General features: G+C 48.1%; 9 protein-coding genes and 1 pseudogene. 4 read left to right on the plus strand and 6 right to left on the minus strand.

The features are described 5' to 3' along the window. Positions 1–16 precede the first annotated feature (16 nt). Positions 17–1,427: pseudogene (locus AB3Y94_RS06240) on the plus strand (IS3 family transposase). A gap of 101 nt (positions 1,428–1,528) precedes the next feature. Here AB3Y94_RS06240 and AB3Y94_RS06245 read toward each other — a convergent pair. The 4 genes from AB3Y94_RS06245 to AB3Y94_RS06260 form a co-directional block, all read right to left on the minus strand. After that, complete coding sequence (locus AB3Y94_RS06245; protein ID WP_367295474.1) at positions 1,529–1,933, minus strand: iron-sulfur cluster biosynthesis family protein; 405 nt, start codon at positions 1,931–1,933, stop codon at positions 1,529–1,531. A 392-nt stretch (positions 1,934–2,325) separates the two neighbouring features. Further along, complete coding sequence (locus AB3Y94_RS06250; protein WP_367295475.1) at positions 2,326–2,694, minus strand: GntR family transcriptional regulator; 369 nt, start codon at positions 2,692–2,694, stop codon at positions 2,326–2,328. Positions 2,695–2,729: 35 nt separating this feature from the next. Continuing rightward, positions 2,730–4,541: an FtsX-like permease family protein gene (locus tag AB3Y94_RS06255; protein WP_367295476.1), complete on the minus strand. Its 1,812-nt coding sequence runs from the start codon at positions 4,539–4,541 to the stop codon at positions 2,730–2,732. Positions 4,542–4,551: 10 nt separating this feature from the next. Continuing rightward, positions 4,552–5,313 carry an ABC transporter ATP-binding protein gene (locus tag AB3Y94_RS06260; protein ID WP_125684632.1) on the minus strand — a complete coding sequence of 254 codons (762 nt, stop codon included), beginning with the start codon at positions 5,311–5,313 and terminating at the stop codon, positions 4,552–4,554. A gap of 196 nt (positions 5,314–5,509) precedes the next feature. Here AB3Y94_RS06260 and AB3Y94_RS06265 point away from each other — a divergent pair, with 196 nt between their 5' ends. The 3 genes from AB3Y94_RS06265 (at position 5,510) to AB3Y94_RS06275 (ending at position 7,863) form a co-directional block, all read left to right on the plus strand. Next, positions 5,510–6,460, plus strand: a complete 951-nt coding sequence (locus AB3Y94_RS06265) for an aldo/keto reductase family oxidoreductase (protein ID WP_367295477.1) — start codon at positions 5,510–5,512, stop codon at positions 6,458–6,460. Between the two features lie 241 nt (positions 6,461–6,701). Beyond that, a complete protein-coding gene (locus tag AB3Y94_RS06270) occupies positions 6,702–6,968 on the plus strand; it encodes a hypothetical protein (protein ID WP_367295478.1) in 267 nt (88 codons plus the stop codon). 244 nt (positions 6,969–7,212) lie between these two features. Further along, positions 7,213–7,863 carry a TetR/AcrR family transcriptional regulator gene (locus tag AB3Y94_RS06275; protein WP_367295479.1) on the plus strand — a complete coding sequence of 217 codons (651 nt, stop codon included), beginning with the start codon at positions 7,213–7,215 and terminating at the stop codon, positions 7,861–7,863. A 59-nt stretch (positions 7,864–7,922) separates the two neighbouring features. Here AB3Y94_RS06275 and AB3Y94_RS06280 read toward each other — a convergent pair whose 3' ends face one another. Then, entirely contained in the window at positions 7,923–10,238 is a 2,316-nt protein-coding gene (locus AB3Y94_RS06280) for a lectin-like domain-containing protein (RefSeq protein WP_367295480.1), read from the minus strand. A 140-nt stretch (positions 10,239–10,378) separates the two neighbouring features. Continuing rightward, a complete protein-coding gene (locus AB3Y94_RS06285; protein WP_367295481.1) occupies positions 10,379–12,547 on the minus strand; it encodes a lectin-like domain-containing protein in 2,169 nt (722 codons plus the stop codon). Between the last annotated feature and the right edge of the window lie 116 nt (positions 12,548–12,663).

Genomic DNA, 12,663 nt, shown 5'->3' on the forward strand with positions numbered 1-12,663 from the left:
CCTTGGGGGTTTTACTATGGTTAAGTTTGATTTAGATTTTAGAATTAAGGTCGTCACTGAATATTTGAGTGGAGTTGGATCAACCTCATTGGCCAGAAAACATGGTATCAGCAAGGAAGAAACTATCCTTCTTTGGGTTAGTCGCTTCCGGAAATACGGTATAGCTGGATTGAAGCTGAAGGATCAGAAGCCAGAATATTCTAGTCAGTTCAAGGTTGATGTATTAAACTGGAGAAAACAACATCAGGCCTCGCTTCCGGTAACGGCTCTGCACTTCAATCTATCTTCGCCAAGCACCATCTGGCAATGGGAGAAGCGCTTTGAGGAGCAAGGAATCGCTGGCCTTGAACGGAAGCGAGGAAAGCCTAAAATCATGGCTAAACATAAGCAAACGAAGCCTTCAAAGAGTCGCAATAACTCCAGTACCGCCGATGAATTGAAGCAATTAAAACAAGAAAACTTGATGTTAAAGATTGAGAATGAATACCTAAAAAACTCGATGCCTTAGCTCAGAAGAAGTCAGCAGACAAGAAATCTCGCAAATAGTGACCGAGTTAAGGCAGGTCTTTCAAGTGCCCATCAAGCTCCTACTCAAGGTCGTCAAAGTACCAAGAAGTACGTATTATTACGCACGCTCACATCGTCAGCGTGAAAAACTAGATGATTCTCCAATCATTCAGGCAATCGATGAGATTCGGCAGGAGGATTCTAAGTACACCAAGAAGTATGGTTATCGACGACTAACTAAAGCCTTACAAGAACATGGATTCACAGTGAATCATAAGCGAGTCTTACGCTTAATGCATGAGCATGATTGGCTTTGTTTAGCATACAATCGCCAAAAACGTAAATATAATTCATACAAAGGAACCGTTGGTAAAATTGCGTCAAATCGGTTAAACCGACGATTCAAGACGGACCGTCCTTATCAGAAACTGGTCACAGATGTTAGTGAATTTCGATATGGTGGTATGAGTCAAAGTGAACGGGTCTACTTAGAACCAGTCATTGACCTCTTCTCAGGCGAAGTATTGGCTTTCAACATCAGTGACCATCCGACAGTAGAGTTCGCTTTAAAACCGCTTAAAGAAGCCTTAGAGAGATTGCCAAAATTAGGCTATCGAACAACAGTCCACACGGATCAAGGCTTCCAGTACCAACACAAATTCTGGCGAGAAACACTCAAAGAACATCGCGTATTTCAAAGTATGTCACGCAAAGCAACTTGCCTAGACAATGCGTCAGTTGAATCATTCTTCCACATCATGAAGGTCGAAGTTATGGATGAACATTTTGAGAACAAGGAAGACTTGACTCAAGCTATGACTGAATGGATCAACTTTTACAATAAACGTCGGATCAAAACAAAACTGGATGGCAAGTCCCCGGAAAAATACCGGGAACTCGCCATCCAGAAGGCAGCGTAAATTCTGTGTCCAACTTTAAGGGTTCACTTCAACCCTCGTTTGCGCTCCGACCATACATGGTCGAAACGTGCGCTAAAAGACAATCTCACACAAACCAAGACCTAGCAGATACGAGTTCCTAACGTTTGCATTTCCTTTTTTAAGTCTAAATCAGATTTTTCTTCAGCCGTGTAGGTAATTAGGCCCACCGCGCTGTCCAAAATTCCGGAGTCATCACGCAGCGACAACTGATTGAACACCCGATCCAGAATCAACCCGTTGCTGAGATACAGTTCCGTATCAGCATTGGTAAACAGTTGCAGTCCCAAGTTGTTTTCTAAGGGAATGGCATAATCGGGATCACTGTCGGTCAACGCCACAAACTGAAATTTATCTCCAATGGCACAGGTCCCACCAACCGTAGAGTACCGGTTGGAACCATCATCCGTCGTTAATAAGAGCACGGCGTCCGACTGAACGTTCTCTGCCAAATAAGCCTGTGCTGCATCCTTAATCGTGATTTTCATGATTAATTTCCCTCTTTCCTGCCAACCAACTGTCAGTTAATTGTGCACAACTATTTATACCTTTTTAATGGGAACTTGTAAACTGATTAGCTCAGAGTGTGTCTGTAGGCGCTTAGTTCGTGAGCATTTACGGTGACAGGCAGCTCTAATCCCACACTTGGATTATTTGTTTGCTGTTAAGCGGAGCGAACTGCCCACTGACGCACGTTTCGGCTAGATAAATGTGAAGACAAGAAAACGGGCCTGAGTTAATCCCCGGACCCGCATAATTTGCTTAACAAATTTAACGCAATACTGACTATGTTGCCATTTTTCAAGCAGCAAGCTTACTCACAGTAGCTGCAGGTCGGCCAGGGACTGGCCGATCGGAAGCGGATCAACGTCAATCACGGTTACTGCTCATACCCACGTTTGATCAGAGCAACCACCTCATCCTCCGACAAGTTCAGCTTCTGTGCCTCACTGGTGAACCGGCTGACATAGCGATCAAAAAACTCTGCCCGCCGCTTCTCACGAATGCTTTCTGCAGCCGTGGCCGTAACAAACATACCGACGCCCCGCCGCTTTTCAATAACCCCGGCAGCGACCAGTCGATTAATCCCTTTGAGCACCGTCGCTGGATTGATATGAAATTCTTTCGAGATTTCCGTTGTCGACGGAACCTGTTCACCCGCCCGGTAGATGCCGGTAAAAATGGCCTCTTCAACCTGTTCGGCTACTTGTAGGTAAATGGGTTCCGGACTATCAAAGTTAAAATTCATAATCATCCTACATTCTGTATAAACTCGTTTTGTCGTTACTTAACCGCGGCCTTAGGTAAGACGATCCGCCAATAAAGAACCAACGTAATCAGGTAGTAAATGGCGTACAGTCCTAAGAAAATCGCGAAGGTGCTCCCGATGCCCAGGTATGGGCTCATCGGCGATTGCATCAGTGGTTTGAACATTTGCAGACCGAACAAAACATCAATTATACCCATGATACCAGGAATCAAGAATAAAATCCCAATTTCTTTTGCGATTCCCGACCGCATCAGCTGGTAACGAACCCCAACTTTGTAGAGCATCCGGTAACGTCGCTGGTCCCCAGGAGCGCCGGACAAAATCTTGAACATTAGGCAGGAGGCCAGCATGGCCAGGAAGGCAATTCCCAGGAAGTAGCCCATAAATTCCAAGCCACCGAAGAACCCGGTCATCATTTCGTACGACTGATAACTACCAATCGTCATTTCGGTTGGTTGGCGGAATCGTTGCCGTTCCAATTTAGCCAGCTTTTTAATTGTCGGCGTATCTCGCTGTAGGTCTTTAACCCGCACCGTCGTCACCGTGGTCGTCTTTCCTGACTGCTCAGCGAATTGACTAGCCGACATAATTTTGGGCGTCAACATCCGCTGAGACGTTGTGGCTAACCCCAAGAAATCAATATCAGTGGGGCCAGTCTTCTGAAATTTCTTAATGGATTCCGTGACGTAACTGGTCTTCACGTTATCACCAGTGGTCATTTGCAGTTGTTCAAAGGGGTGCTTAGCTAATTCAGCCGCGTTATAGTAAACCATCTTCCCTTGACGTTTTTGCGTGTAGGTCGCTTGGTGACTAATATCCAGGCGATCAATTAATCGCTGTTCCTGCGCCGTCTTATCGTGAATAGCAATGGTATAGGCACCGAAATTACCCGCCATCATTGGTAATTGGCGGTGGTAGCCGGAACCGACCGTTATCGCCCCAAGGGCCATGGCAAACAGCAGTGAAACAATCGTCAACATCCGCGTGTAGTTGTGAACCCGGAAGTTTAACTGACCTAATAGGAAGCTATTCAAATGTTTCTTAGCCCAAGCCGTCTTGCGTAACGACCGAATAAACATTAAGATGGTCGCTCTGAAGAGAAGATACGTTCCCAACGTAATTGTGACCAGTGCCAGCGGAATAGCTGCCGTCTGCAGAACCTTAATGGCCGCCAAAGCCCAGTACCCGATAGCTAGTAGAATCAGCCCCAGTACCCCAGCAACTGCTTGCCGGAATGGCTTAACTTGTGTTTGATTTGCCTGTTCGTCACTATGCAGTAATTTCAGGACGGTCGTTCTGGTCAGGCGAATCAGGTTGAACAGCGATGCCAAGATGAAAAGTCCCACGTACAAGATTGCCGTGGCTATAATGGCTGGTACGTAAAAGGATGTCAAATGTGCCAGGTGTAAACCTAAACTATCTAGTAGAAAACCGACTAAAAATTTACTCATCAATAAGCCTAAGACCAGCCCAATTGCCGTGGCGACCATTCCTAGAATCAATGTTTCTAAGAAAACCAATTCCCCGATGCGCTTGCGTTTGGCACCCAACATCATGAATAATCCGTAGTCGTGCTGTCGCATGCTGAGGAGGAAGCTGTTGGCATACATGATATAAACGACGGTGATCAAAATCAACAGAACCGCACCAAAACCAAAAATCAGGCTGGCAGATGAAGCGACCGCGTTGGCTTTGATGAAGGCACGATTGGTTGCCAGGTTGGCAAACATATAGAAGATGGCGGCCGACATGGTCAGACCTGCCAGTAAGACCAGGTAGTCGCGACGGCGGTTCTTGATCCCGGCTAATGCTAATTTTCCTAACATGCTAATCCCCCTACTCGTTGAAAGTGCCGAGTTCGTTTAAGATCTCTTGGTAAAAGGCACTCCGGTCTTGATTTTCTCGCCGCAACTCTGAACCAATCTGGCCATCTTTGATGAATAGAATACGTTGGCAGAAACTAGCGGAAAACGGATCATGGGTCACCAGGAGAACCGACATGGCTTGTTTCTGATTGATGGTCGTCAACAAGTCCAACAGTTCCCGAGCACTCGTCGAATCCAACGCCCCAGTTGGTTCGTCCCCCATTAAAATTGACGGATGGTGGACGATTGCCCGTGCTGCAGCCACCCGTTGCTTCTGACCACCGGACAGTTCCGCTGGATACTTCTGCAATAGGTCAGCGATGGACAGCGTCTCCGCCACTTCATGAATGGCTTGGTCCATGACTCGTGATGACGTACCTTTGAGGGCTAGTGGTAGGCCGATATTTTCTTCCGCCGTCAGGCTTTCCAACAGATTAAAATCTTGAAAAATAAATCCAACTTCTTCGGCCCTAAAGTCAGCCAGCTGGTTGCCCCGCATCTTGGTGACGTCGTGGCCGTTGACGATGACATCGCCCTTAGTTGGTGTATCGAGCGTCGACAGCATGTTTAAGAGCGTGGTTTTCCCGGAACCAGATGCGCCCATAATCCCGACGAATTCCCCTTTGGCCACCTGAAAGTTGATGTCTTTAAGTGCCTTGTACTGGCGTTCATTAGCTTTACCATACGTCTTTTCCAGGCCAGCAACACTGACGACTGCATTTGATGTTGTCATTTTTAAATCCCCACTCTTTCTCGTTCGTTGGTTAGTTACTTGTGTAATTAACTATAACGGTTGGCGAGAAATTGTCAACCACCATTTGCAAAAAAAATTGTCAAACCTAGCAGAGACGCTCCACGAGAAATTCGTGATTATTCGGTGTACACTGGTACTTGTAAGCTTTAAATCTGACACAAAAGGAGCTTTTTTGATGAAACAATTAAATTTAGGTGGCACATCCTGGCAAGCCTCCGCAGCCGCTTTAGGGATCATGCGGATGGGCACCCTCAACGTCGATGACGCCGTAAAAGCCCTCCAAGCCGCTCACGAAGCGGGTATCAACTATATTGATTCCGCTGACATCTATGGGGGTGGACTCTCCGAAGAAACCTTCGGTAAGGCCCTCAAGGCTTCTGACCTGAATCGTGACGACTTCTACATTCAATCTAAGGGTGGCATTATCTTAGACCCTGCCCGGAGTCACGACGGTTTGGTCTTCGGCCAGCGCTACGATTTCTCCAAACAACACCTATTAGACGCCGTGGATGGCATCTTGGAACGGATGGGGATCGACTACCTGGATGCCTTTCTGTTGCACCGACCAGACCCACTGATGGAACCCGCGGAAGTTGCAGACGCCTTTGATACCCTGCAACGAGCTGGTAAGGTCCGTCATTTTGGGGTTTCTAATTTCAACGTCCAACAGTACTTGATGCTGCAGGAAGCCGTTAATCAGAAATTGATGTTCAACCAACTTCAATTCAGTGCGGCCCACTCCCAGATGATCAGTGAAGGCTTACAGGTCAACATGGACAACTCACCAGTTGCCACTGATGGTGGCATGTTAGAGTTTGCTCGGCGAAAGAACATTACCATCCAGGCCTGGTCCCCATTCCAGTATGGCCTGTTTGAAGGCATGTTCATCAACGACCCGAAGTACCCTGAATTGAACCAAAAGTTGCAAGAACTCGCTGACAAGTACGGCGTTTCTAAGAATGGTATTGCTACCGCTTGGATTCTCCGGCACCCAGCCAACATTCAGGTTCTACTCGGTACCATGAATCCAGACCACATCAAGGATAGTGCGGCCGGTGCTGACGTTAACCTGACGAAACAGGAGTGGTATGACATTTACCTGTCTGCCGGCAACATCTTACCTTAATAAAACACCTTTAACCAACCTAGGCGTCATCCGAAATCTTTCTGTCAAACTGACTCAAAGATTCCGGATGACGCCTTTTGTTTCTACTAGAATCCTTGTATAACGGGAATTGCAACGCTAAATCACCGCCATAAAATTATTTATTGAAAAGGGTTGCACTTTGGCTATTTGGTGTTAAACTAAAGGTGTTCTTAAGGGCGAGTGATTACTCGCTCGACAATCAAGAAAGGGGATTATAATCATGTTTACCACTACTTTTTGGATTTTAGCTATTTGGTTAATTGTCAACGGTGTTTGGACCTGCTTTGCCACCAACAACCAGCAGCTGATGAAGTGGTTCGGTTGGATCAACGTGATTGCAATCATCGCTGGATTCTGGGTATTCTACGGTGCAGCTAGTGTTGCCGCACTTGGCGGCTGGTTCACTGCCGTTAACTGGGTCAATGTGATTCTGGCCATCATCCAAATCGTCTTTGCCTACCGGAAGATGACTGCCAAGAATTATTAGTGAATAAGTGTGGTGGCTAAAGCTACTGAATGATCTCGTCCTAGTCTAGGTGACTCGTGTTCTGACATTCAGCAGGCGTTCCTCCTTCAAACTCATGCACCTCTAATCCAATCAATTCGATTGCTGAAAAAACCGGCGTGTCTACTGCGAGACCACGCCGGTTTTTTCTACGGGAAATAAGTCGCGAATTCCCGAATTGCCTGCTAAGATAGACTTAACTAGAAACTACAAAGGTGGTAAAGTCATGGCGAACAAAAAAATCTTGGATAAGTTTCCAGAAATCGTTCAGGCCAACCCGGAGCTGACCCAAAAACAGAAGGATGTGTTAATCGCTAGCATTCGTCTGTTTGCTGAACAGGGGTACGCGAATACCAGTACCCACCAGATTGCGGTGGCCGCCCACCAGTCAGAGGGCACCATGTTCAAGCACTTTAAGTCGAAGGCTAACATCCTACGCGTGGCTCTGGATCCCGTGATCAAGCAACTCATCCCTGATGTGGAAGCGGAGTTCAAGCGGGAATCGTTGCAGCATACTAGTGCCAGTCTCCACGAATTTCTCGACTTTTTCGTCCGGAATCGCATGGCCTTTGCTGCAGAAAATCAGGACGCCATCAAGGTCTTCTTCAGTGAACTTCTATACAATGAAGACCTGCGGCAGAAGTTTATTGAAACTGCCCGTAATGAATTGATTGCCGCCTTTCATGACACCATCGTGGAAATGCAGCGTCGTCACGTCATGATTGACTGGCCATTTAACGAAATTTTCCGGTACATCATCGCCGTCATTGTCGGTTACGTGGTCGACCGCTACGTCCTCTTCCCTGAACGCGAGTGGGACGACGATGTCGAGGCGAAATATTTAATTGCCGAACTTGAAAAAGTATTACAGCCCTAGTCATGGGTAAGGTTGAGAGAAAGCTCTCAGCCTTTTTATTTCTCAACTTTTAATACTTACTACTTGCCTTTTGGTGCTTCCTGCCCAGTTGGGGCGTTGTTCAACGTCCACTGGAAGGTGCCGTTGTAATCGCCCTGTGCAGCTCCGGCTCCCACGTTTAGGGTTGGTCCGGTGGTGGCCCCCCAGGTACCAGAGATATTTGTCTCGACATCATCCCCCGCAGTCATCTTGTGGGCCATAACCACTCTAGCATTTTCATCCAAGACAGCCGGTTGCTCACCCTTTTGGGCAAACAGGATATTTCCGTCCAGCGTCTTGCTGAGGTCATTCCCAACGTGAAATGGTTTAAGTAGGGAAACGGTCACTAACCACTGACTGTTTTCGTCACGGTCATCGTACACACCGAGATTCCAGTTGTTCGGTTCCCGACCAACCAATTGGCTGTTTCCCGTCAGTTGCGTTGATGTGAAGGCCGGCTTGTCAGGTAAGGCTGAGAAGTAAACCTTACCCGGCTCACGCGTAATCACATAGTCCACCGCCTCAGAGGCCGAAGCATCCTGGCCACCAGTTGCCTTTAAAGATAAATGATTCTCACTCTGGTTCAGCAGTTCCGCCGGAATCGTCCATTGGTAGTGACCGGGCGTTGAATCGCCGGCAATCGCGGCCTGGGTAACTTCCTTGGTGACATCTTTCCCGTTCAACGTTGCCGTGATTGGATACTTAGCGGCCTCAGCCGCGGTGGCAAATGCCTTGCCGTCATTGGTCAAGCTGGCTTTCACTGTGGCATCATCCCGATGTTTCACGGTCTGATTGGTCTCCCCCAACGCAGCCAGTTTCAACTTCACAGCATCTTGCACCTTGAAGCTGGGCTGCTTTAAAGTCGTCTGGTAGTTAGTCCCGTAGAACCGACTCGTCGTGCCTGGCACAACTGGATCGGCGTTATGGTCTTTGACCGTTCCCGTAATTGAGACAGTCGCCGTTTTATGATTCTTGCTTAACGTTTGGGTCCACGCCTTGTTGAGCGTCGCTTGGCCATTCAAGTCGCTGTCATTAAACGGATCACTCTGAGCACCCCAGTCATAGCTGACGTCACTACCACTCGTGGTCCATTTAAGTTGGGTAGGTAGCGGAACATTCATGGTTAGTGGTTGAATTTCCTGCTCACGCTCATTTTTATTTACCGGCTGCTTGTAGGTAAACTTGTATTGATACTTGACCTTGTGACCACTAATCACGGTCTCGCCTTCAGCAATCGGTTTACCAGTGGTCTCATCAGTTAAGCTAACTTCTGGAACTACCCGGTCTAAACTATCGGGATCATCAATGACGACAAAGCCATTTTCACTTCTATCCGGGTCTGGGTTATTTACAGTTTGATTAGCCGTTCTACCAAAGTTGGAACCGGTAAATCCCCAGAAAACATCCCCATTGCTAGCTGGCGCAATCAGTTTCGATGTATCAATTTTGATTTCATCCCGAATAACTTTACTCTCATTCTGCTTCTTACCAGTCTGAGCATCCACGTCATCATACTGATACGTCATTGTTTTATTTTGCGCATCCCAATCTAACGTAACGTGGTGCCATTGCCCGTCATTAAATCCCTCTAACACCTTGGGTTGAAAATGCTTCATTGAATAATAATGACGCTGATACGAGTCAGTGAACATATGGTAGGTATCGTTATCCCCCGGGTAACCACTCGCAATATGTGGACCAGTCAATTCTGGGACTGAATCCCCATCAAGATCAAACCCCTGCAAGGCATTGTAAGCTTTAGAACGATTTGAATGCGTATCGAATTCTAATGCCCAACTCGTCTGAATTGCTTTTGAAGCAATATTTTCACCTTCAATTCCCCAAACCCCTAATGATTCGCCACTTCCAGAAAGTTGTTTATCCTGAAGATAGCCGTCCTTTCTGCTGTTTTGTAGAACAAAGGCCATTCCTTCCCCAATTTGATCAATAGGTTTATCTCCAAAGTGTAACCACATTGAAAAATGGGCATTCTTATAAAGATTTAATCGGTTAGATGAATCCACTTTAGACCAAATCGCCCCCTCCTGTTCTTGCTTTCCATTCTCCGTTAACTTCATAATTGAATTGGGAACCCACTTTGATGAGCTAAATAAATTGCTATCATTCGTAAGTGCACGATCACTTAAATCTGAGCCGTCGACACGTTTGATTTTGCGAGTTCTAAACACATTATGACTGGACTTCTCATCTGTCCCTTCAAGCAACATCACGCCCTGTGGTGCCGTCTTTAACGCATTATCTAAATCTGCATCCGCATGCCCCAGAATCGTCTGGGCACTTGTCAATGTCAGTCCGGTTACGCCCGCAACCGCCAGTCCAATTAACCACCTTTTCACAATAATCTCCTCCCATTTATCATCTAAAGTGAATTATACAGGTGTCAATGGACAATGGTGTATAATATGTGCCATTATGACAATTTAAATAGTTTGTCTGTTATGGAAACGTTTACGAACGCTGTTAACTCAGTATATCCTTATGGCGCGTCATAAAGTTCCCAGGTCAGTTGCCCTGCGTACTCACCCCTGACCGCATCACTGTTAACATTCAACATTAGTCCCTCGTCCGCAGCCCATGACCGTGTGACATCAATTTCTTCTCCTTTGGGTGAAGTTGGTATGAGAAAAGCTTCGCCGGTTTTAAGATGGGTCGTCTGCTTCTTCTGCACCCAGGCCAAGTTCCCAGATAATTGACGCTGCTCCGTCGTGGCAAACGGTTCAGACAACCGCACTGTCAGCTTCCAGCCCCGGCCAGCCTCACGCGTGTCCCGGACCTTCAATCCCCAGTTCAGGTGACGCTGAACCAGCTGGCGATTACCCGTCAGTCGCGCGGCTTTAAACGTACTATCCTTGGGCAATTGAGTGAATTGTAACTGCCCCGCTCGTTTAATCACTTGCACGCTAAACGGCCGCCTGGTCACGTTGCCATACCCATCGTCAGCTGAAATAGTCACAACATTCTGGCCCATTTTAAGACTGTCATGCGGAAGCGTCACGTGGAAATCTCCCGGTTGACTGCCCGGTTGCCGGGCTTGCGTAACTTTGGGCTGCATCACGATCCGGTTATTCAGCGTCACCTTTACGTGACTGTTATCCCACTCCTCATGGGTCAACGGGTCACCACCATTAGTCAGCCGGCCAGCAATCAGGGTATGTTGTTCAGCCACCGTGTGTATCTCACTCTTACCCAAATTATCCACTCGTAGATCAGACTGGCCATTAATCAAATACGGTATCGTCGCTGAGGGACTTCGATAGTCTGGTCCGTAAAAATTCCCAATCACCGAAGGCATCCGCAACAACCGACTAGTCGGTCGAACAGTGCCTTCAATGCTCACGAGGATGGTATTTCTGGCGTGTAGCACATTAGCCGTCATTGATTGCTTCAATTGATACTGAAAACGGTCGCCCTGCAAGGTCCGCTCCTCAAAAAAAATGTCATCTGCCATCTGTAGGGCCACCTTTGCCCGGCGCCACTTGATTTCCTTAGGCAACGGGACATCAATTTTCACTCCGGCTAACTCAGTTTTGCCCGTGTACCGGGCCCGGAAAGTGTAGCGGACCCGGTGGCCCGGATCAATTTTGTCGCCCGCCCGCAGCAACCGGCCGCCCTCTTCCATACTGTGCAAGCCGGTCACATCCCGCACGACGGCAGGTAACTTATCAAATTTGGGGGTGTCGCTCAACTGGTCCACGACCACCAATCCGTTCTCACTTCCAGCCGCACTCGTTGCCCCGGTCACGCCCCAGAACACGCTGTTCGGCACGCTCCCGTTCACCGCAAACTGTTGCTGGTCAATCCGTACCTGCCCGGCTAAATAATCATCCTTACTCTGAAAGTTACCCGCCGCATCCTTGTCATTCAACTGATAGACCAGCACACTTTCCTGAGCTTGCCACTTCACGGTCAAATGGTGCCAGCGACCATCCGCCAAATTACCGACTGGCCGCGGTTGGGTCGGTCTCAACCCATAATAGTGCTGCTGAGCGGATCCCAGGCGAACGTAACTACTGGCCATCCCCGGATACCCGTGATCCACGTGCATCCCGTTGGGGATCGTCGGATCACCATCAAAGAAACCGTGCATCCCCGGCAACGGTGTCCGATTCACGTGCGTATCAAACTCCAACGCCCAGCTATTCTGAATGGCTGACTGGGCCACCGCTAATGGCTCGGTCACTACGGGCGTCCTATCCGCTCCCCACACCCCCAGAGACTGACCAGCGTGGGACTGGGCACTAGCCTGTTGCGGTGCATTATGCAAAACGAAGGCCAACCCGTCGGCCGCCGCCTGACCCTTATCCCCAAAGTACAACCAGAGACCAATCTTCTTGTCCTGCTTCAAATTTAATTTAGCCTGAACTGCGTCCTGACCACCATCCTGCGACCAAACGGACCCCGCCTGATTAGGCGCCGTTGCGGGTTGGTCTCGGGTAATCAGGGCAATTGACTTGGACATACTTGGTGAATCCAGCAGTTCTGCTGAATTTTGTGGTGCCTGTGTCGTAAATAATTTATCCAGTGGTAAGCCCACCGGGGCGGTCCGCACGGCGTGAGCCAAATCTGTGTTATCCGCTGCTTGGGCCGTGACCCACTGGCACCCCAAGCCACAGACCACGGCCAGTACCATCAAAAGTGATTTCATGTGTGTTGCTCCCCCTGCTTTAACTTTCGGACACAGATTATACAGAGACCGGTCAAGCCACACACCTTAAATGCTCGAATATAATTATTAAAATATGTAGTTAGTTGTGGCAGCGC

The sequence above is a fragment of the Levilactobacillus yonginensis genome (assembly GCF_964065165.1).
GTDB classification, from domain to species: Bacteria; Bacillota; Bacilli; order Lactobacillales; family Lactobacillaceae; genus Levilactobacillus; species Levilactobacillus yonginensis_A.